Annotated in this window: 18 protein-coding genes; all 18 read left to right on the plus strand. The window is 68.4% G+C overall.

The window, feature by feature from the left end:
• Nucleotides 1-213 precede the first annotated feature (213 nt).
• Nucleotides 214-2310, plus strand: coding sequence for a putative bifunctional diguanylate cyclase/phosphodiesterase (locus RTX79_RS03830; protein ID WP_312681959.1), 2097 nt, complete (start codon nt 214-216; stop codon nt 2308-2310).
• An 88-nt stretch (nt 2311-2398) separates the two neighbouring features.
• Complete coding sequence (gene flhB, locus RTX79_RS03835; protein WP_123698781.1) at nt 2399-3544, plus strand: flagellar biosynthesis protein FlhB; 1146 nt, start codon at nt 2399-2401, stop codon at nt 3542-3544.
• Nucleotides 3541-5643: a flagellar biosynthesis protein FlhA gene (gene flhA, locus RTX79_RS03840; RefSeq protein ID WP_057508262.1), complete on the plus strand. Its 2103-nt coding sequence runs from the start codon at nt 3541-3543 to the stop codon at nt 5641-5643. Before flhB ends, flhA begins: the two co-directional genes overlap by 4 nt.
• A 149-nt stretch (nt 5644-5792) precedes the next feature.
• A complete protein-coding gene (gene flhF, locus RTX79_RS03845) occupies nt 5793-7643 on the plus strand; it encodes a flagellar biosynthesis protein FlhF (RefSeq protein ID WP_312681964.1) in 1851 nt (616 codons plus the stop codon).
• Nucleotides 7630-8517, plus strand: a complete 888-nt coding sequence (locus RTX79_RS03850; protein ID WP_057508264.1) for a MinD/ParA family ATP-binding protein — start codon at nt 7630-7632, stop codon at nt 8515-8517. Before flhF ends, RTX79_RS03850 begins: the two co-directional genes overlap by 14 nt.
• A complete protein-coding gene (locus RTX79_RS03855; RefSeq protein WP_312681966.1) occupies nt 8514-9257 on the plus strand; it encodes an RNA polymerase sigma factor FliA in 744 nt (247 codons plus the stop codon). The genes RTX79_RS03850 and RTX79_RS03855 overlap by 4 nt, the downstream gene beginning before the upstream one ends.
• Before the next feature lie 21 nt (nt 9258-9278).
• Complete coding sequence (gene cheY / locus RTX79_RS03860; protein ID WP_057508265.1) at nt 9279-9671, plus strand: chemotaxis response regulator CheY; 393 nt, start codon at nt 9279-9281, stop codon at nt 9669-9671.
• Nucleotides 9671-10309, plus strand: coding sequence for a protein phosphatase CheZ (locus RTX79_RS03865; RefSeq protein WP_185000272.1), 639 nt, complete (start codon nt 9671-9673; stop codon nt 10307-10309). The genes cheY and RTX79_RS03865 overlap by 1 nt, the downstream gene beginning before the upstream one ends.
• A gap of 2 nt (nt 10310-10311) precedes the next feature.
• On the plus strand, nt 10312-12159 hold the full coding sequence (locus RTX79_RS03870; RefSeq protein ID WP_312681967.1) for a chemotaxis protein CheA: 1848 nt from the start codon (nt 10312-10314) through the stop codon (nt 12157-12159).
• 76 nt (nt 12160-12235) lie between these two features.
• Nucleotides 12236-12976, plus strand: a complete 741-nt coding sequence (locus tag RTX79_RS03875) for a flagellar motor protein (RefSeq protein ID WP_057508268.1) — start codon at nt 12236-12238, stop codon at nt 12974-12976.
• A gap of 1 nt (nt 12977) precedes the next feature.
• Nucleotides 12978-13973 carry a flagellar motor protein MotD gene (gene motD / locus RTX79_RS03880; RefSeq protein ID WP_309685319.1) on the plus strand — a complete coding sequence of 332 codons (996 nt, stop codon included), beginning with the start codon at nt 12978-12980 and terminating at the stop codon, nt 13971-13973.
• Between the two features lie 4 nt (nt 13974-13977).
• A complete protein-coding gene (locus RTX79_RS03885) occupies nt 13978-14760 on the plus strand; it encodes a ParA family protein (RefSeq protein WP_123698776.1) in 783 nt (260 codons plus the stop codon).
• Nucleotides 14757-15785, plus strand: a complete 1029-nt coding sequence (locus tag RTX79_RS03890; RefSeq protein WP_312681972.1) for a chemotaxis protein CheW — start codon at nt 14757-14759, stop codon at nt 15783-15785. The genes RTX79_RS03885 and RTX79_RS03890 overlap by 4 nt, the downstream gene beginning before the upstream one ends.
• A gap of 310 nt (nt 15786-16095) precedes the next feature.
• Nucleotides 16096-16404 carry an STAS domain-containing protein gene (locus RTX79_RS03895; RefSeq protein WP_057687396.1) on the plus strand — a complete coding sequence of 103 codons (309 nt, stop codon included), beginning with the start codon at nt 16096-16098 and terminating at the stop codon, nt 16402-16404.
• Nucleotides 16401-16766: a response regulator gene (locus RTX79_RS03900; protein WP_042613857.1), complete on the plus strand. Its 366-nt coding sequence runs from the start codon at nt 16401-16403 to the stop codon at nt 16764-16766. The genes RTX79_RS03895 and RTX79_RS03900 overlap by 4 nt, the downstream gene beginning before the upstream one ends.
• Before the next feature lie 49 nt (nt 16767-16815).
• Entirely contained in the window at nt 16816-18807 is a 1992-nt protein-coding gene (locus RTX79_RS03905) for a chemotaxis protein CheA (protein ID WP_057687395.1), read from the plus strand.
• A 205-nt stretch (nt 18808-19012) separates the two neighbouring features.
• Nucleotides 19013-21253, plus strand: a complete 2241-nt coding sequence (locus RTX79_RS03910; protein ID WP_312681978.1) for a methyl-accepting chemotaxis protein — start codon at nt 19013-19015, stop codon at nt 21251-21253.
• Nucleotides 21254-21676: 423 nt separating this feature from the next.
• Entirely contained in the window at nt 21677-21841 is a 165-nt protein-coding gene (locus tag RTX79_RS03915; RefSeq protein WP_161809860.1) for a hypothetical protein, read from the plus strand.
• Nucleotides 21842-21862 lie beyond the last annotated feature (21 nt).

Genomic DNA, 21862 nt, shown 5'->3' on the forward strand with positions numbered 1-21862 from the left:
GGAAGACACCCTGCGCAGGCGGAGATCATTCCGACACCGGATGCGCTGGACGGTACATGTGCGGCCACGTCAGGACACGCTAGATTCTGCAGCAGGAGCTTCAAGTCGGGATGCCAGGGGTGGGATACGGGCGCGCACGCTGCATCGGACGCCGTCTGCGCAACCTCCAGGCACCCCATCGTCCGGACAGGCGTGAGAACGCGGAGGTCGGCAATGCTGACGGGTAGCTATGATGGGTTTCTGGTCGCCGCCTCGTTCCTGGTCGCGGCGCTGGCATCGTTCACTGCGTTGATGATGGCCGCGCGTGCCGCGCGCGCGGTCGGCAATGCAGCCGCCTGGACGTGGCGTATCGGTGGCGGCTCTGCGATGGGGCTGGGTATCTGGTCCATGCACTTCATCGGCATGCTGGCGTTTTCCCTGCCGATCCCGCTGGGCTACGAACTGCTGCTGACGCTGGCCTCGCTTACGGTCGCGGTGGGCTCTTCGGTGTTCGCCCTCTGGCTGGTCTCGCTGCCGACCCTGCCGCACGCTCGACTTGTCGGCGGAGCGCTGCTGATGGGCAGCGGCATCGCCTCGATGCACTACATCGGCATGGCGGCGCTGAACATGCAGCCTGACATCGACTGGCACCACGGCTGGGTCACACTCTCGCTGCTTATCGCATTCGCCGCCTGCTGGTGCGCCCTGTTCATCGCGTTCCGGCTGCGCAGCCACTCCGGGCGTACCGTGCTGGGGCTGGGCGCGGCCTGCCTGCTGGGCGCGGGCATCGGCGGCGTGCACTACGCCGGCATGGCGGCGGCGCGCTTTCCTGCAGGCAGCGTCTGCGGCGCGCTCGGCGCCAATCACCTGCCCGCCAGTTCATTGGCCGTACTGGTGGGTGCGGTCACCGTGCAGATCCTCGGCCTGGCGCTGGGATTGGCCTGGATGGAGCAGCGCCTGGAGACCCACCGCCTGCGCATGCGCAACGATGACCTCAGCAACAGCCTGGACGATGCCCAGGCCGAGCTCACGCGGGCGGCGCTGCACGATCCGCTGACCCACCTCCCCAACCGTCGGCTGCTGCAGAAACGCATCGAACAGGCGCTGCTGCTGACCGGGCAGACCGCGCGCCGCTTCGCGCTGATGTTCGTCGACCTGGACGGCTTCAAACAGGTCAACGACGTCTACGGGCACCACACCGGTGATGCCCTGCTGGTGGCGGTCAGCGAACGCTTCCGCGCGCTGCTGGGCCCGGACGACCTGCTGGCCCGGCTGGGCGGGGACGAGTTCGTGCTGGTAGTACGCGTCGACGATGTGGCCAGCATCACCGCGCTGGCCCAGCGCATGCAGGCAGCCACCGGCTTCATCCTGGTGGAGGGCCATCCGCTGGATGTGACGGCAAGCATCGGCATCGCCCTGTGCCCGGACCATGCGAGCTCCGAACGGCAGCTGATGGCCTGCGCCGACGCCGCCATGTACCAGGCCAAGGCCGCCGGCCGCAACCGGCATGTGATCTATGAAGAAGGCATGGGTGGCGGCGGTGGCCACCAGCTCGCCCTGCTTGCCGAACTGCGCGAGGCGATCCGTCTTGGGCAATGGGTGCTGCATTACCAGCCGAAGGTGGATGTGGCCCGGCAGCGGGTCAGCGGCGCCGAAGCGCTGGTGCGCTGGAACCACCCGCAACGCGGGCTGGTGCCGCCTGACCAGTTCATCCCGTTGGCCGAGCGTTCCGGCCTGATCGGCGAACTGGGCCGCTGGGCGCTGGACGAGGCCTGCCGCCAGCTGCAGGCGTGGCACCGGCAGGGACATACGGACTGGTCGATGTCGGTCAACCTGTCCGCGCTGCAGTTCAGTGCGCCCCGGCTGGAACATGAGGTGACCCATGCCCTGGCCCGGCATGGCCTGCCTGCCCATAAGCTGGTCCTTGAAATCACCGAAAGCGCACTGATGCAGGACACGGCCGCCACCGCCGCGCTGCTCAAGGCCCTGTCGACGCTGGGCGTCGGCATTTCCATCGATGACTTCGGCACCGGTTACTCCAGCCTGGTCTACCTGAAGCGCCTGCCGGCGACCGAGCTGAAGATCGACCATGCCTTCATCCGCGACCTGCCCGGCTCCCGCGATGACAGGCTGATCATCGCCTCCATCGTGGCGCTTGGCCAAGCGATGGGCATGCACATCGTCGCCGAGGGCGTGGAAACGCCCGCCCAGCGCGACTGCCTGCAGGAGCTGGGGGTGGATTACCTGCAGGGGTACCTGCTGGGTCGGCCGGTGGATGCAGCACGTTTCGAGCAGCTGCATGCCTGGCCAGAAGCCAGGATCGCCGGCTGAGCCCGACCGGCAGAGTGCACACTGCGCGGGGCGCGGAGCGCGGCACGGATCTTGCACGCAGGCGGTGATCCTCTGAGACCTGCGCGCGATGTCCGAGAACGAAGACGGCGGCGAAAAGACCGAACAACCAACAGAAAAACGCCTGCGCGAAGCCCGCGAACAAGGCAACACGCCGCGCTCGCGCGAGCTGGCGACCGCTGCGGTGTTCGGCGGCGGCGTGCTGGCGGTGATGGCCACCGGCGGCAGCCTGGCCGCTGGCGCCGTCGACTGGATGAAGCAGGCCCTGAAGCCGGACCTGGCCCTGCGCCAGCACCCCATGGAGCTGTTCGGCCATGTCGGCGACCTGTTCCTGCGACTGCTGCTGGTGACCGCGCCCCTGCTGATCGTCTGCCTGCTGGCCAGCTTCCTGGCGCCGGTGGTGATGGGCGGCCTGCGCTGGTCGGCCAAGGCGATGATGCCGGACTTCACCCGGATGAACCCGGCCTCCGGCCTGAAGCGCCTGTACGGTCCGGAGGCCATCGCCGAGTTCACCAAGTCGCTGCTGCGCGTGGCCTTCGTCGGCGTCGGCGCCGGCATCGTGATGTGGGGCGGCATGGACCTGCTGCGCGGCCTGCTGCACCTGCCCCTGGAAAGCGCGATCGTGCGCGGCCTGGGCTTCACCCTGAAGCTGCTGCTGGGCACGGCGGTGGCGATGCTGCTGCTGGCCGCCATCGATGCGCCGTACCAGCGCTGGAACTGGATGCGCAAGCTGAAGATGACCCGCGAAGAGCTGCGCCGGGAAATGAAGGAGAGCGAAGGCAGCCCGGAAGTAAAGGGGCGCATCCGCCAGATGCAGCACCAGATGGCCAACCGCCGGATGATGGAAGCGGTGCCGACCGCCGACGTGGTGCTGGTCAACCCGACCCACTACGCGGTGGCGCTGAAGTACGAAGGCGGCAAGATGGGCGCACCCACCGTGGTGGCCCTGGGCGTGGATGAGACCGCCCTGCACATCCGCAAGATCGCCGAAGGCAACAAGGTCGCCATCGTCTCCGCGCCGCCGTTGGCACGCGCCTTGTATAGGGAAGGGGAACTCGGAAAGGAAATCCCCGTGAGACTGTATTCGGCCGTTGCCCAGGTGCTGTCCTATGTCTACCAGCTGCGCAGCTGGCGCGGCGGCCCGATGCCGGCCCAGCCCTACGTGGACGTGGCCGAACACCCGCCTGGCGCGCCGGCTGATGGAGCCCGTCGATGAGCGCGCAGGCCGGAGGGCTCAACACCCGCAGCCTGCTGGCGATGATCCGCCAGGGTCTTGGCGCGCCGCTGATCGTCATGGCCCTGCTGGCGATGGTGGTGGTCCCGCTGGCCGCGCCGGTGCTGGATGCCCTGTTCACCTTCAACATCGCGATTTCGATGATGGTGCTGCTGGCGGTGGTGTACGTGAAGCGGCCGCTGGATTTCACCATCTTCCCGATCGTGCTGCTGGTCACCACGATGCTGCGGCTGGCGCTGAACGTGGCCTCCACCCGGGTGATCCTGCTCAACGGCCAGAACGGCCACGAAGCCGCCGGCAAGGTGATCGCCGCGTTCGGTGAGTTCGTCATCGGCGGCAACTACGCGGTGGGCATCGTGGTGTTCGCGATCCTGACCATCATCAACTTCGTGGTGATCACCAAAGGTGCAGGGCGCGTTTCAGAAGTGACCGCCCGCTTCATCCTGGACGCCATGCCCGGCAAGCAGATGGCCATCGACGCCGACTTGAATGCCGGATTGTTGACGCGCGAAGAGGCCAAGCTGCGCCGCGAGGAAGTCCGCGAGGAAGCAGACTTCTACGGTGCGATGGACGGTGCCAGCAAGTTCATCCGCGGCGATGCGATCGCCGGCATCCTGATCCTCTTCATCAACATGATCGGCGGCCTGGCCGTCGGCATGCTCCAGCACAACATGGCCTTCGGCGATGCCGCGGCGACCTACACCCTGCTGTCCATCGGTGACGGCCTGGTGGCGCAGCTGCCGGCCCTGCTGGTGTCCAGCGCGGTGGCGATGCTGGTCACCCGCGCCTCGCGTTCGCAGGACATGAGCCAGGCGATGATGGGCCAGGTGTTCGGCCAGTACCGTGCGCTGGCGATCACCGCCGGCATCATCGGCGTGGTCGGCCTGGTGCCGGGCATGCCCAACGTCGCCTTCCTGACGCTGGCGGCGGTACTCGGCTTCCTGGCCTGGAAGATCTGGAAGAAGAGCCAGCTGGTGCAGGCGCAGGCCACCGACGCGCCAGCGGCTCCGGCGATGGATGCGCTGGGCCGCCCCGCAGCGCCTGCACCGACCGCCGAACTGACCTGGGATGAGCTGCGCCCGGTCGATCCGCTGGGGCTGGAGGTTGGCTACCGGTTGATCCCGCTGGTGGACGCAGCGCAGGGCGGCGAACTGATGGCGCGCATCAAGGGCGTGCGCCGCAAGCTGACCCAGGACATCGGCTTCCTGATTCCCTCGGTGCATATCCGCGACAACCTGGAACTGCCCGCCACCGCTTACCGGCTGCTGATCCACGGCGTGCCGGTGGCCACCGCCGAAATCCATCCGGACCGCGAGCTTGCGCTCGATCCGGGCAGCGCGCTGGGCCAGCTGGACGGCATCGCCGGCAAGGATCCCGCCTTCGGGCTGGATGCCACCTGGATCCAGCCGCACCAGCGCGCCCACGCCGAGACCATGGGCTACACCGTGGTCGACCCGGCCACCGTGGTCGCCACCCATCTGTCGCACCTGATCCGCGAACACGCCCCGGAACTGCTCGGCCATGAAGAGGTGCAGCAGCTGCTGGCCAACCTGGCCAAGAGCGCGCCGAAGCTGGTCGAAGACCTGACCCCGAAGGCGCTGCCGCTGTCGGTGGTGGTGCGCGTGCTGCAGAACCTGCTGGTCGAACGCATCCCGGTGCGCCAGCTGCGCAAGATCGCCGAGGCGCTGGTGGAGACCGCGCCGTCCAGCCAGGATCCGGCCACGTTGACCGCGGCGGTACGCAACACGCTGGGCCGTTTCATCGTGCAGGAGATCGCCGGCATGTCCGCCGAGCTGCCGGTGTTCACCCTCAACCCGCAATTGGAACGCGTCTTGCAGGAGTCCACGCAGGGCAACGGCGCTGCGCTGGAACCCGGACTCGCCGAACGGCTGCACCAGAGCCTTGCCGACTGTGTCAGCAAGCAGGAAGCCCGCAACGAGCCCGCCGTGGTGCTGGTACCCGGCCCGGTCCGTGCCGCACTGGCGCGACTGGTCCGCCACAGCGTTCCTTCGCTGTCGGTGCTGGCCTACAGCGAAGTCCCGGAGGACAAGCGCTTGAAGCTGGTAGGCACCATCAGCTGATGCGCGCTTCCACCCGGTGGCGGAAAGCCGACAGCAGCGCCATTGCAACGTCTTGATCCACCCATTACCGAAGGGGACCCCGCACCGTGCTGACCACCGACCACCCGCGATCCCCTGCCCCTGAAACGAATCCGTCCCGGTACCCCAGCATGAAAATCAAACGATTCGTCGCCGCCGACATGCGCTCGGCCATGAACCTGGTACGCAAGGAACACGGCCCCGATGCGGTGATCCTGTCCAACCGGCGGATCGAGGAAGGCGTGGAAATCGTGGCGGCCGCGCACTATGACGAAAGCGTGGTGCAGCGCGCCCTGGAAACCGCACGCAAGGACAGCGCCCCGGCCGCGGCCCCGGCGCCGCGTCCGCGCACTGCCGCCGATGCGATGATCGCGGCGATGACCCGCCGCCGCACGCCGGAACAGGACGTCGAGCCGGTGGCCGCGACCACTTCGGCGGTCGCCGCGCTGGCACGTGCGGCCGTCGGTGCCACCGGCCGCACGCTCAACAGCGCCGACGAAGGCGTGCCGCGCCGTGGCAGCGAAGGCTTCGCCGCCACCCTGGCGCGGGCCGCCGGTGGCCTCGCCCGGTTCCCCTCGCCGCCCGCCGTCAACGAACCGGCGCTGCCGGAGCAGATCTTCGCGCCCTTCGTGCAGCCGCCGGCCGATGCGCCGCGGATGGCGGCCAGCCGCCCGGCGCCGGCGCTGCCGCGCGCCTGGGTGGAAGACGAAACCTTCGATGTGGCACCGCCGGCCGTGGCCGTCGAGCCGCGCGTTCCCGCACCGGTCCTGCGCGCGCCCGCGGTGCTGCCGCCGCCGCTGCCGATGGCGTTTGCCGCACAGGTGCCGGAGCTGGACGAGGTCGCTGCCGTGGCGGACATCTCCGCTGCCGCCAGCGCCGAGCCGTGCCCGGCCGAATCCGCACCTCCACGGCCCGCTTCGCTCGCCGACCATGGGTCGGCGCTGCCCCTGGCCGCTTCGCTCGCCGAGCCCAGCGCGGCGGCATCCGCACCGGCTCCCGCGATCCAGCTGGCCGAGATCGTGCCGCCGCCGGCGCCGGTGGTTGCGCCCCCTACCCTCACCGTCATCGCCCGCGACGATGAAGAGATGCGCCACCTGCGCAATGAAGTGGCCGGCATGCGCCAGGTCATCGAACGCGAGATGCACCGCTTCACCGACGAGCGCCTGCGCGGCAACCCGGTGCGTGCCACCGCGCTGGACCTGATGGACGAATACGGCTTCGACGCCGGCATCGCCCGCGACGTGGTGCTGCAGATTCCGCTGGACACCGAAGCCCACCGTGGCCGCGGCCTGATGCTGGGCCTGCTGTCGCGCAAGCTGCCGATCTCCCCGGTCGACCCGCTGGAGGCCGGCGGCGTGATCGCGCTGGTCGGCCCCACCGGTGCCGGCAAGACCACCACCATCGCCAAGCTGGCGTCGCGCTTCGCCGAAGCCCACGCCCCGCGCGATGTCGCCCTGGTCACCACCGATACCGCGCGCATCGGCGCCCGCGAGCAGCTGTACGGCTTCGGCCGCCAGCTCGGCATCGCCGTGCATGAAGCCAACAGCGGAACCGACCTGGACCAGCTGCTGGAGCGCCTGAAGGATTACAAGCTGGTGCTGATCGACACCGCCGGCGTCGGCCCGCGCGACCGCACCCTGGCCTCGCAGCTGCAGTGGCTGCGTGCCGCACGCCAGGTCAGCACCCTGCTGGTGCTGCCGGCCAACACCAGCTTCGGCGACATGGACGAAGTGGTGCGCCGCTTCAGCGCCGCCAACCTGCAGGGCGTGGTGCTGAGCAAGCTGGACGAAACCGGCCGCTTCGGCACTGCCTTGTCGGTGGCCGTCGACCACCGCCTGCCGATCACCTGGGTGACCGACGGCCAGGACGTTCCCGAAGACCTGCACCGGGCCAGTGCAGCCAATCTCGTACTTCGCCTTGAAGATTTGCGCCGCGCGGCCGATATGCCCTGCAACCCGGAGTTGAACCATGCCGTCGCGTGAGTACGCCAAGCTGACCACCGCCTTCCCGTTGTCGGCCACCCGCAGCCAGCCGCTGGGCCCGGTCCGCACCATCGCCGTCACCGGCGGCAAGGGCGGCGTGGGCAAGACGAACGTTTCGGCCAACATGGCCGTGGCGCTCGCTGGCATGGGCAAACGCACGCTGCTGCTGGACGCCGACCTCGGCCTGGCCAACATCGACGTGATCCTGGGCCTGAAGCCGGAGTTCACCCTGGCCGACCTGATCGCCGGCCGCTGCACGCTGGAAGAGGTCATCATCGAAGGCCCGAACGGGGTGCTGGTGGTGCCTGCCGCGTCCGGTCGCCGGCACATGGCCGAACTGGCCCCGGCCGAACATGTCGGCCTGGTCAATGTGTTCTCCGAACTGGAGCGCGACCTGGATGTCATGGTGGTCGATACCGCCGCCGGCATCACCGATGGCGTCCTCACCTTCTGCCAGGCCGCCCAGGACACCGTGGTGGTGGTGTGTGACGAGCCGGCGTCGATCACCGATGCCTACGCCCTGATCAAGGTGCTGTCGCGCGAACGCGGCGTGGACCGGATCCAGGTGGTGGCCAACATGGTGCGCGACCCGAACGAAGGCCGCGTGCTGTATGAAAAGCTGAGCCGGGTCTGCGAAAAGTTCCTCGCCGACGTGTCGCTGAACTACCTCGGCTGCGTGCCGCAGGACGACTGGCTGCGCCTTTCCGTGCAGCGCCAGCAGCCGGTGGTGAAGGCCTACCCGTCCAGCCCGTCGGCCTTGGCGATCAACGAAATCGCCCGCCGCACCGCCCGCTGGCAGGCCCCGACCGAGCCACGCGGCGGCGTCGAGTTCTTCCTCGAACGCATCCTCAAGCAGCGCGGGGTGGTCGCATGAAAGGCGCAGCGCAGTACCGCGAAGTACAGCGCACCGCGGCAACCGAATGCATCAACCAGCATTCGGACCTGGTGCGCCGCATCGCCCATCACCTGGCCGCCCGGCTGCCCGCCAGCGTGGAGGTCGACGACCTGATCCAGGCCGGCATGATGGGGCTGATCGAGGCCTCGCGCAGCTACGACGCCGACCAGGGCGCGTCGTTCGAAACCTACGCCTCGATCCGCATCCGTGGCTCGATGATCGACGAGATCCGCCGTGGCGACTGGGTGCCGCGCTCGGTGCATCGCCGTGCCCGCGACGCCGCCGCGACCATCCGCCGGCTGGAACAGGCCAGTGGCCGCGCCGCATCGGCCACCGAAGTCGCCGCGGCGATGGACATCCCGCTGCCGGAGTACCTGCGGCTGATGGAAGATGCCTCGCGCGGCCAGGTGCTGAGCCTTGAATCGCGCATCGAAGACCAGGGCGAGCTGGACACCATCGCCCAGGGCGGCCCGACCCCGCAGCAGGTGCTCGAACGCAGCCAGTTCGGCAGCGAACTGGGCAAGGCCATCGGCCACCTGCCCGAGCGCGAGCAGCTGGTGCTGTCGCTGTATTACGAACAGGAACTCAACCTTAAAGAGATCGGCGCAGTGCTCGGCGTGAGCGAGTCGCGGGTCTGCCAGATCCATGGCCAGGCGGTATTGCGCCTGCGTGGCCGCCTGAAAACCTTCGAGGCCGTTGACGCGGGCCTGGAAGCGTAAGTACCCAAGAGGAATCAAGCTTTGAACAAGAACATGCGCATCCTGATCGTCGACGACTTTTCGACCATGCGTCGCATCGTCAAGAACCTGCTCGGCGACCTCGGCTTCACCAACACCGCCGAAGCCGAAGATGGGCATGCCGCGCTGGCCATGCTGCAGAGCCAGCCCTTCGATTTCGTGGTCACCGACTGGAACATGCCGGTGATGACCGGCATCGAGCTGCTGAAGGCGATCCGCGCCGATGCACGGCTGAAGACCCTGCCGGTGCTGATGGTCACCGCCGAAGCCAAGCGCGAGCAGATCATCGAAGCGGCCCAGGCCGGGGTGAACGGCTACATCATCAAGCCGTTCACCGCACTGACCCTGCAGGAGAAGCTCGGCAAGATCTTCGAACGCCTGGCGGCGAGCGCCTGATGGCCGTTGTCATGGACGCACCGATGGACAAGGCCTGGCTGGTACAGCGGCTGCAGGAAGCGCTTGCCGCGCTGGAAGCCGGCGACGAGGGCGGCTGGCGCGTGCAGATCGACGCCCTGGCCGCGGCACGCACCCAGCCGATGATGGCAGGCCTGTCACGGCTGGCGCGCGAGCTCGGCCAGGCACTGGGCGAGCTGCCCACCGTCAGCACCGATGCCGGTGAGCTGGACGATGCCTGCGCGCGCCTGGACCACGTGGTGACGATGACCGAACAGGCCACCCACCGCACCCTGGACCTGACCGAGGAATGCCGCGCCCTGACCGCCCGCCTCGATGATGAGGCCCTGCCGTTGCTGGAGCAGCAGCAGGCGCTCGAGCGCATCCGCCACAACCTGACCGAGATCGCCCTGACCCAGAGCTACCAGGACCTGACCGGGCAGATCATCCGCCGCGTGGTCGGCATCGTGCGCCGCGTGCACGAAGGCTTCGGTGCACTGGGCCTGCCGCCGGAACTGCAGGCGCAGCGCCAGCAGGGCCGCCATGAGCCGGCGCTGGCCGGGCCGGCGGTACACGGCGTGGACCGCCATGCGGTGTCCCAGCACGACGCCGACGACCTGCTGTCCGACCTGGGGCTCTGACGATGAGTGGAATCGCCGACGACATCGCTGCCGACTTCATCATCGAGGCGCAGGAAATCCTTGATCGTCTCGGCGAGCAGCTGGTCACCCTGGAACAGGACCCGCAGGACAGCGCGCAGCTCAATGCGGTGTTCCGCGGTTACCACACGCTGAAAGGCGGCGCCGGTTTCCTCGGCATCACCGCCATGGTCGAACTGTGCCACGCCGCCGAAGAGACCCTCGGGCTGGTGCGTGCCGGCCAGGCCACGCTGCAGCCGCATCACTTCGATGCCGGCCAGCAGTCGCTGGACTACCTGCAGGCGATGCTCGATTCGGTGTCGGCCGGCGAAGAACCCGGGCATGCCCCGCCGGACCTGATCGCCCAGTTCGACGTCGGCGCGGCCCCGGCCAGCACCGCCGCGGCGTCGAGCGATCCATCGCTGATCAGCGATGACGAATTCGAAGCCCTGCTTGACCAGCTGCATGGGGGCGGCGCCCCCACCGCGGTGGCTGCCAAGGCCGCCGATGCGATGATCAGCGAAGACGAATTCGAAGCGTTGCTCGACCAGCTGCACGGCGGTGCCATACCCGGCGCCCAGGCCGTTGCCCCGGTGGCCGCTGCGCCTGCGCCGGTACCGGCCAAGGCCGCCCCGGCCGCCGCGCGTGCACCTGCGGCCACGGCGGCCGCCGCACCCAGGCCCGCCAAGCCGCTGGCCGAAGCCGAACAGACCGTGCGCGTGGATACCAAGCGCCTGGACGCCATCGTCAACCTGATCGGCGAACTGGTGCTCTCGCGCAACCGGCTCAAGACCCTGCGTGCGCGCCTGCGCGATGAAGAGCTCGACCGCGCCGTTTCCACCCTGGACATCGCCACCGCACGGCTGCAGTCGGCGGTGATGCGGACCCGCATGCAGCCGGTCGGCAAGGTGTTCTCGCGCTTCCCCAAGGTCGCCCGCGACGTGGCCCGCTCGCTGAGCAAGGAAGTCGAGCTGGAACTGGTCGGCGCGGAAACCGAGCTGGACCGCAACCTGGTCGAAGCACTGGCCGACCCGCTGGTGCACCTGGTCCGCAATGCCATCGACCACGGCGTGGAAATGCCCGACCTGCGTGAAGCACAGGGCAAGCCGCGCAGTGGCCACGTCCGCCTTTCGGCACAGCAGGAAGGCGACTATGTCAGCATCGAAGTGCAGGACGATGGCGCCGGCATCGATCCGGAACGGCTGCGCGCCAAGGCGCGCGAAAAAGGCCTGATCGATCCGGAAGCCGCCGCCCGCCTGAGCAGCGAGGAATGCCTGCACCTGGTGTTCCTGCCCGGTTTCTCCACCAAGGCCCAGGTCACCGACATCTCCGGTCGCGGGGTCGGCATGGACGTGGTGCAGTCGCGCATCCGCGAACTCAGCGGACAGATCCAGATCCAGTCCGAACTGGGCCGCGGCAGCCGCTTCATGATCCGCGTCCCGCTCACCCTGGCGATCCTGCCCACCCTGCTGGTGCAGGCCGGCGAGGACGTCTACGCGCTGCCGCTGGCGCGCGTGCTGGAAGTGCTGCACGCGCCGGCCACCTCGCTGGGCTGGTTCGATGGCCGCGCGGTGCTCGACCGTCGCTCGCATACGCTTGCGCTGGTGGACCTGCGCCAGTGGCTGGACGTGGAGCCGATGCAGTCCAACCTGCTGACCATCGTGGTGCTGCAGGCCGGTGAAGCGCGCTTCGGACTGGTCGTGGACCAAGTGCGCGGCCGCGAAGAAGTGGTCATCAAGCCGCTGCCCAAGGCACTGCGCGGACTGCGCGGTTACGCCGGCGCCACCCTGATCGGCGACGGCCGGATGGCGCTGATCCTCGATGTCGACGGGCTTCGCAGCCCGCACGACTGAATTGAAACTGTGACGTCGGTCGGCCCGCTGCCGGCCGCCAGCTCAAGTCACGCCGCACCGGGCCGATAACCGATCCATGGACAGACTCAGCCTCATAGGACTCTTCCTCGCCTTGGCGTCACTGGTAGGGGGCAGCATCCTCAAGGGCGCTGGCCTGGCGTCGCTGTGGTCGCCGGCCGCGTTCGTGATCGTGATCGTGGGCACCCTTGCTTCGATCCTGCTGCACACCGCTCCGGCGGTGTTCAAGCATGCCTTCACCATCGTGCGCTGGGTGATCCGCCCGCCCCAGAGCGATCGCCGCCAGCTGATCACCCAGATCGTGGAATGGAGCAACATCGCCCGTCGCCAGGGCCTGCTGGGCCTGGAAGCACAGGTGGAAGCGCAGTCCGACCCGTTCCTGCGCAAGGGCCTGCAACTGCTGGTCGACGGCGTAGAGCCGGAAACCATCCGGCACATGCTGGAGATCGAACTGAGCAGTCAGGAACACAAGGACCTGGCCGCCTCCAAGGTGTTCGAGGCGATGGGCATCTATGCACCGACCCTGGGCATCATCGGCGCGGTGCTGGGCCTGATCGCCGTGATGAAGAACCTGGCCGATCCGAGCAAGCTCGGCCATGGCATCGCCGCGGCCTTCACCGCCACCATCTACGGCATCGCCTCGGCCAACCTGCTGTTCCTGCCGGTGTCGGCCAAGCTCAAGAGCGTGATCGCGCACAACACCCGGGACCGCGAGATGGCCATCGAAGGCCTGATCTCGATCGCGCTGGGCGAGAACCCGCGCAACATCGAATCCAACCTGAGCGGGTTCCTGCACTGACATGGCCCGCCGCAAGCACCACGAAGAGCATGCCAACCATGAGGCCTGGGCGATTCCGTACGCCGACCTGATGACGCTGCTGCTTGCCTTCTTCGTGGTGATGTATGCGATCTCTTCAGTCAACGAAGGCAAGTACCGCGTGGTCGCCGCCGCGCTCAGCACCGCCTTCGGTTCGGCCCCGCGCACCCTCAATCCGGTGCAGGTCGGCAGCAACCAGGTCAAGGGCGGCGGCTGGGATGCGCCGTCGGTGATCAACGCCGGCAGCCGCGTGGGACCCTCCGCGCCGGCCCCGGCCAACGATCCGTCGCTGCTCCCGGCAATGGCATCGCAGATGCGCTCACCGGTCTCTTTCCGTGACCAGGACCAGCTCAAGCAGGCCGAGCGCCAGCTCAACGCGATCGCCGACCGGCTGACCGCCACGCTGGCGCCGCTGATCGACCGCGGCATGATCACCGTGCGCCGCACCGAGCTGTGGATCGAAGTGGAGATCAACAGCGACATCCTGTTCCCGACCGGCGCCTCGGTGCTGGACGTGCAGGCGCGCGACACCCTGTCCACCCTCGCCGGCGTGCTGCGCGATGTACCCAACAGCGTGCGCGTGGAAGGCCACACCGACAACGTGCCGATCGCCACCGCGCAGTTTCCTTCCAACTGGGAACTGTCGGCCGCGCGTGCCGCCAGCGTGGTCCACCTGTTCGCCGACCAGGGCCTGCAGCCGGCGCGCCTGGCGATGGTCGGCTACGGCGAATTCCGCCCGCGCGAGGACAACGCCAGCGCCGTCGGCCGCAACCGCAACCGGCGCGTGATGGTGATCATCCTGGCCGACACCACGCACGGCGTGGACCCGATCAGCGAGCGGCTCAATGCCTCCACCGGCAGCGCTGCGCCCGCGCCGATCACCCCGATTTCCTTACCCCCCACCCCGCAGGCGCCGCGTGCGCCTGCAGCGGCCGGCAGCCCGATCGGCGCCGCCGTCACCCCCGCCATGAAGGAGTAGACCGATGCGCATCTGGGCAATCGCCAACCAGAAGGGCGGCGTCGGCAAGACGACCACCACCCTGGCGCTGGGCCGGCAACTGGCCGCGTCGGGTCACCGTGTGCTGCTGATCGATCTCGACCCGCATGCATCACTGACCCGCTCGTTCGGGATCCCGCTGGATCCGCCGCCGGCCGGCGTGCTGGAACTGTTCGCCGCACCGCCGGCCGAACTGGCCACGCTGTGCCATGCCAGCCGCATCCCGGGTTTGGACCACGTCTGCGCGCAGTCGGCGCTGGCCACGCTGGAACGGCGCAGCGCCAACCAGCCCGGGCTGGGCCTGTCGCTGCAGAACGCGCTGGCACGCCACGCCGGGCGTCACGATTACATCCTGCTCGACTGCGCGCCCACGCTCGGCCTGTTGATGATCAACGCGCTGGCCGCGGCCGATCGCCTGATCATCCCCACCCAGGCCGAACCGCTGGCCCTGCACGGGCTGGATGGCATGGTCCGCACCGGTGAGATGGTTGAACGTTCGCGTCGTCGCCCGCTGCCGATGTCGATCCTGCCGACCCTGTTCGACCGCCGCACCCGCGCCGGCAACGAAAGCCTGCGGCAGATGCAGGACAGCCATGGCACGCGTGTCTGGGAAGACGCGATCCCGGTGGATACGCGGATGAGCAACGCCGCCACGCTGATGGCGCCGGTGGAGGGGGACGATTATCCGGGCCGCGGCCTGGCCGCTTACCGCCGTGCACTGGACTGGATCCTGGCCGACGATGCGCGTGCACTGGAGCAGGCCGCATGAACAACGAAACCGTGCTGGACGATTACCTGGAACAGCTGCTGGGCGAGGCCACCACGGCGGTCGCCGAACCGCAGGCCACCACGGCCGTGGCAGCCGCTCCCGACGCCGCCGCCGAGCCCACCGCCGAACGCGAACCGACCTGGGACGACCTGCCGGACGAGGTGGTCTACGAGACCGGGCCGGCCAGCAGCGAAGACCCCGCGCTGATGGACGAAGCCAGCCTGCAGGCCGCCTTCGACGCCGCCGCCGAAGCGCCGCCGACTGCCGTGCAGACGGCGCCGGAACCGGAACCAGAACCCACCTGGGACGACCTGCCGGACGAAGTCATCTATGAGACCGGTGAAGCGATCAGCGCAGTGCTGACCAACGCGGACAGTCCTTCGCTGGAAGCGGCCTTCGCCGCCGCCGCCGATCCCATCGCCGCGCTCGTCGCACCGCCGCCGGCCATGCCCCCCGCGGTGCCGGCCCTGCCGCCACGTACCGTGGCGCGCGCGGTGCCGGCACTGGCGCAAGCCAACGCCAACCCGCCCAGCACCTGGCAGGAACTGCAGGAACAGGCCCGGCAGAGCGGCTACGCGTCATCCCCGCAACGACGCGCCACCGAGCGCAGCTCGCGCTGGCTGCGGCTGCGCTGCGGCAGCCAGGCCTATGCACTGGAACTGCTGAAAGTGCAGGAAGTGGTGCTGCCGGTGCCGCTGCTGCCCCTGCGCGGCACCGCCCCGGCGATGCTCGGCATCATGAACCTGCGTGGCCAGGTGGTACCTGTAATGGACCTGGGCATCCATCTCGGCGGAGCCCCCGCCGGCGAAGACGCCCTGACCCGCATCGTGGTGCTGGAAGAAAACGGCGAGATCATGGGCCTGCGCGTGACCGCAGTGGAAGATGTCACCAACCTCAGCGACTCGCAGATAGAGCCCCCCGACACCGCCCGCATCTGCCGCATCAGCAACGACATCTTCCGCGGCGTAGCCCGCCTCCACCAGCAACCGATGATCCTCCTCGACGCCACCCAGCTGCTGAACTGACACACCAGCCCAGGCTGGAGGCAAGCGCTGCGCCCTTGCCCTTGCCCTTGCCCTTGCCTTGCCCTCCCCCACCCCGCGGCCCAAGCGCAGACTGTCAGTGAGGGGGCGGGCAGGGTCAGGCAGGACTGTGTGAGGCAGGAGCCGAACACAAGCCCCCATGGATGGGTTCACGGCGGGTCCTGCCTGACCCTGCCCGCCCCCTCGCCCCAGGCTCCTGCTTCACCCTGAGGCCGCGAAAACAACAACCCACCCCTAAAGCTTCCCCGGATATTGCCGCTATGAAGTCTGGAACCGTTTGTCCGGAGCAACAATGAGCACTGTGGACCTGGGTGAAGATCTCGGCATCGAGAGCAGCACCGAGCTGAAGAACCGCCTGGCCCCGTTGCTGGCCGCGGCCGACCCGCTGACCCTCGACGCCAGCCGGGTGGGCCGTATCCACACCGCCGCCATGCAGGTCCTGTGCGCGTTCGTGCAGGGCCGGCGCGGTGCCGGACTGCACACGGAATTCAGCGGCAGCACCGCAACCTTCACCGACGCCGCGCGATTGCTCGGCGTCACCCAGGCCCTCGGCCTGGCTGTATCCCATGACAACCTGAAATCTGTGGAGAACGCGGCATGAGCGCACGTATCTTGGTGGTGGACGACTCGGCGTCGATGCGCCAGATGGTTTCCTTCGCCCTCACCTCGGCCGGGTTTTCCGTCGAAGAAGCCGAGGACGGCGCCGTCGCGCTGGGCCGGGCCAAGGGCCAACGCTTCAACGCGGTGGTCACCGACGTCAACATGCCCAACATGGACGGCATCTCGCTGATCCGCGAACTGCGCCAGCTGGCCGAATACAAGTTCACCCCGATGCTGATGCTGACCACCGAATCGGCCGCGGACAAGAAGTCCGAAGGCAAGGCCGCCGGTGCCACCGGCTGGCTGGTCAAGCCGTTCAACCCCGAACAGCTGATCGCCACCGTGCAGAAGGTCCTGGGCTGATCGCCCACGCCATCCCGTCCCCCGCGCCCGCCCTTGGAACACACCTGACATGAGCATGGACCTGCAACGTTTCCACGCCACCTTCTTCGAGGAAAGCCGCGAAGGGCTGGACGCCATGGAAGCCGGACTGCTGACCCTGGAATCCGGCCAGCACGATGCAGAGATCATCAACTCGGTGTTCCGTGCAGCGCATTCGATCAAGGGCGGCGCCGGCACCTTCGGCTTCGATGCGATCGCCGCGCTGACCCATGTGCTGGAAACGCTGCTGGACGAGCTGCGCGCCGGCAAGCGCGCGCTGGAAGCCAATGCGGTGGATGCGATGCTGGCCTCGGTGGACGTGCTGCGCGCCCTGCTGCGCGAAGCCGAACACGGCGTGCAGGCCGACCCGGCCGCGGTCGCGGCGATGAAGGCGCGACTGGAATCGATCCTGTCCGGGCAGGCCCCGGCAGCAGCGAGCGCGGCGGCCCCGGTCGTCGCCGAAGCGGAGCCGGAAGCCTGGCAGATCGGCTTCACTCCGGCGCCGTCGATGTTCATGAGCGGCAATGATCCGCTGCGCATCATCCGCGAACTGGAACACCTTGGCCCGCTGCAGGTGCAGGCACGCCTCGAGCGCCTGCCCGGTTTCGAGCAGCTGGATCCGTTCGAGGCCCACCTCGCGTGGGATCTGGGCCTGATCGGCAAGATCAAGCGCAGCCAGATCGAAGATACCTTCGCCTGGGTGGTCGACGACTGCGAGCTGGACATCCGTCCGGTCGCACCGCCCAGCCTGGCCACCAGCGCACCGGCTGTCGAAGTCGAGCTCGCCCCGGCGGCGGCTGCAGCGCCTGCCACCGCTGCGCCGGCCACGGCCGCCGCGACACCGGCGCAGGAAGCCGAATCCTCCATCCGCGTCAGCGTGGACAAGGTCGATGCGCTGATCAACCTGGTCGGCGAACTGGTCATCACCCAGGCGATGCTGAAGCAGGTGTCCAACCATATCGATCCGGCCCATGCCGAGCGCCTGTTCGCCGGCCTGGACCTGCTGGAGCGCAACACGCGTGACCTGCAGGAAGCGGTGATCGGCGTGCGCATGCTGCCGGTGGATGCGGTGTTCCGCCGCTTCCCGCGCCTGGTCCGCGACCTGTCCACCCGCCTCGGCAAGCAGGTACGGCTGAAGACCATCGGCGAAGGTACCGAACTGGACAAGGGGCTGATCGAGAAGATCGCCGATCCGCTGGTCCACCTCGTGCGCAACTCCATCGACCACGGGCTGGAAATGCCGGAGTTCCGCCGCAACGCGGGCAAGGACGAAACCGGCACCATCACCTTGGCCGCATCCCACCAGGGCGGTCACATCGTCATCGAAGTGAGCGACGACGGCCACGGCCTGAACCGCGACCGGATCCTGGCCAAGGCTGCCGAACGCGGCCTGGCCGTGCCGGAAAACCCGACCGATGCGCAGGTCTGGGACCTGATCTTCCAGCCGGGCTTCTCCACCGCCGATGCCGTGACCGACCTGTCCGGCCGCGGCGTGGGCATGGACGTGGTCCGCCGCAACATCCAGGCACTGGGCGGCGAAGTGCAGATCGAAAGCCGCGCCGGCATGGGCACGCGCACGCTGATCCGCCTGCCGCTCACGCTTGCGATCCTGGACGGCATGACCGTATCGGTGGCCGGCGAAACCCTGATCCTGCCCCTCGCTTACGTGCTGGAAGCCCTGCAGCCGCAGGCCAGCGACATCCGCACCATGGCCGGCGAAGGGCGCGTGCTGCGGGTGCGCGGCGAATACCTGCCGATCCTTTCGCTGAGCGAGTACTACGGCTACGGCCAGCGCCACAGCGACGAATCGCTGGTGGTGGTGGTGGAAGGCGATGGCCAGAAGATCGCGCTGGAAGTGGACGAACTGGTCGGCCAGCAGCAGGTCGTGGTGAAGAACATCGAGAACAACTACCGCCGCATCGGCGGGGTATCCGGCGCCACCATCCTTGGCGATGGCCGGGTGGCACTGATCGTCGACATCGGCGGGCTGGTGCGCTCGCTGCGGGTCCCGCAGGCCGCCTGATCCACGAACAACGGTAACGCCGAGCCAGGCTCGGCGCACTGTTGGAAAATTCTCCGCCGAGCACGGCTCGGCGCTACAGATCCGCGCCGCCTCGCCGCTATCTGTAAAGACGGCGTGATGACCCCCACACCGCCGTGTCCCGCTTCCTTTCCAACATCGCCCAGCGGCGTGGCCGCTGCGCCCTGCCCTGCCCTGGAGCACCCGCATGAAGTGGTTCGCCGATCTCGCCATCGCCCGCAAGCTGGCGGTGGGATTCACCTTGACCACCTTGATGACCCTCGTGCTGGGCGGCTTCGCCCTGCTGCGCCTGTCCGAGGCCAACCAGCAGCTGCGTGGCATGGCCAGCAATGCCATCCCGTCGGTGCAGCACCTTGGTGAAGTCCGCTCCCAGCTGGGCGAGTTCCGCACCTATGAAATGGCCCAGCTGACCATGCTGGACCAGCCGGAAAAAGTAGCCGACTACAACAAGCGCATGGACGCCACCGCCAAGGTGGTGCATGAGGAACTGGAGGCCTACGCCGCGCTGCCCGCCGACCCGAAAGAGCGCGAGCTGTATCAGAAGGTCAAGGCCGACGTGGCCGCCTACTTCGCTGCCAACGTCCAGCTGCGCGCTGCCGGCGCCAGCGGCGATGCGGTGCTGGCCCAGCAGGTGTCCGACGAGCAGTCGCGTCCGCTTCGCCGCAAGCTGTTCGATGACCTGAAGGCGCTCAGCGCCTACAGCGGCACGCTGATGGACCAGGGCATCGCCGATGCCAATGCCACCCACCACACCAGCCTGATCGCCATCATCGCCGCGATGCTGCTGCTGTCGCTGGTGGCGGCCACGCTGGCGGTGATCATCTCGCGCGCGATCACCGTACCGCTGGGCAAGGCCGTGCAGGCCATCCAGGCGGTGGCACGCGGCGACCTCAGCGTCACCACCCAGGCCAGCAGTGCCGATGAAGCCGGCCGCATGCTGGCCGCCACCGCGGCGATGACCGCCACCCTGCGCCGCTTCTCCGGGCAGACCCAGCAGATGGTGGACATGCACGCCGGCCCGGACATCAGCCACCGCATCCCGGAAGACTTCCCGGGCGTGTATGGCGAGCTGGCGCACGGCATCAACACGGTCATCTTCGAACACCTCGACGCACTGCGCGATGCGGTGGATGTGCTGAACCAGTACGCCATCGGCAACCTGGAACCGGACGCGCGCCGCCTGCCGGCCAGCCGCGCCTTCCTGCACGAATCGATGGACGCGGCCAAGGGCAGCCTGCTGGCGATCAACACGCAGATCCAGCAACTGGCGTCGGCCGCGGCGGTGGGTGATTTCAGCCAGCGCGGTGATGCCGAACGCTTCCAGCATGACTTCAAGGTCATGATCGAACAGCTCAACACCATGATGCACGTGGCCGACGGCAACCTGTCCCAGCTGTCGCAGCTGCTGCGCTCCATTGCGGCCGGCGACCTGACCGCACGCATGGACGGTGAGTTCCACGGCGTGTTCGCCTTGATGCGCGACGATGCCAACACCACCGTTGGCCAGCTGACCGGCATCGTGTCCAGCATCCAGGTGTCGGCACAGAGCATCCGTGGCGCCGCCAGCGAGATCGCCGCCGGCAACAATGATCTTTCGCGCCGTACCGAACAGCAGGCGGCCAATCTGGAAGAGACCGCGGCCTCGATGGAGGAACTGACCTCCACCGTGCGCCAGAACGCCGAGCACGCCCGCCAGGCCAACCAGCTGGCGATCGGCGCAGCCGGTGTCGCCAGCCAGGGCGGTGCGGTGGTCAGCGAGGTGGTCACCACCATGTCGGCGATCGAAGCGTCGTCGAAGAAGATCGCCGAGATCATCTCGGTCATCGACGGCATCGCCTTCCAGACCAACATCCTGGCGCTGAATGCTGCCGTGGAAGCAGCACGCGCCGGCGACCAGGGACGTGGCTTCGCAGTGGTTGCCAGCGAAGTGCGCACCCTGGCGCAGCGTTCGGCGGCAGCGGCCAAGGAGATCAAGGGCCTGATCGACGAATCGGTCGGCAAGGTCGCCGATGGCTCCGCACTGGTCCACCAGGCCGGCGCCACCATGGGCGAGATCGTCGCCTCGGTGCAGCGCGTGACCGACATCATGGCCGAGATTTCCGCGGCCTCGCAGGAACAGTCGGCCGGCATCGAACAGGTCAACCAGACCGTGGTGCAGATGGACGAGACCACCCAGCAGAACGCGGCGCTGGTGGAAGAAGCCACCGCCGCGGCACGTTCGATGGAAGAGCAGGCCATGCAGCTGACCGATGCGGTGGCCCAGTTCCGGCTGGCCGACAGCGCGCCGGCCAAGGGCGCTGCGCCCGGCGTACGTCCCAACGTGGCCGCACCGGCGAAGCCGCCCGCAGCCCCCCCGCGCCCGGCCACCCGCCGCGCGACAGTGCGGCAGCCCGTCATCGCCGGCGACGGCGACTGGCAGGAGTTCTAAGCGCCACAGCAGTTGACGAGCTGGCGGGGCGAGGCGGCTTGGCGGGGGACGGCAAAAGCCGCATCCTGCGGGCCTCGTTTCGCGCCATCCATGGCGCCTGGGGCCCCAGCCCTTGCCCCTGCCTTTGTTTTTTATTTTTCATTCCGCGGCCCGGCAGCCACCGGAACCTGTCAGAGGGCCGGGCGGGGGGGCTGGGCGGGGGCGTTGAGCGCCATGGATGGCGCGAAACGAGGCCCGCAGGATGCGGCTTCTGCCGTCCCCCGATCAGCCCCACCGCCCGGCCCAGCCCGCAGCTACACACCTACGCAGCCACCCAGCCCGATTTCGGGACAATCCGTGCGCGCCGTCACACTCCCATCACGCACAGGTCAAGTTCGTCCCGTCACGGCCGTTACTGGACTCACCACACCGCCCGGTCTGCCGATGGACGCTTCCGCTGACGTCGCCGTGCCCCGACAGCGCTTCCCCCGCGCGCTGGTCGGCCTGCTGTTGCTCGGCCTTTGGATGGGCTGGGCAGCACCGGCGCTGTGGTACCAGCACGCCGATTCTCCCATTCCCCTGTGCGTCGCCCCCACCGACCGCCGTTGAATCACCAAGCCGCTGTTCATG

Origin of the sequence: Stenotrophomonas chelatiphaga (genome assembly GCF_032054965.1) — a bacterium.
GTDB classification, from domain to species: domain Bacteria; phylum Pseudomonadota; class Gammaproteobacteria; order Xanthomonadales; family Xanthomonadaceae; genus Stenotrophomonas; species Stenotrophomonas chelatiphaga.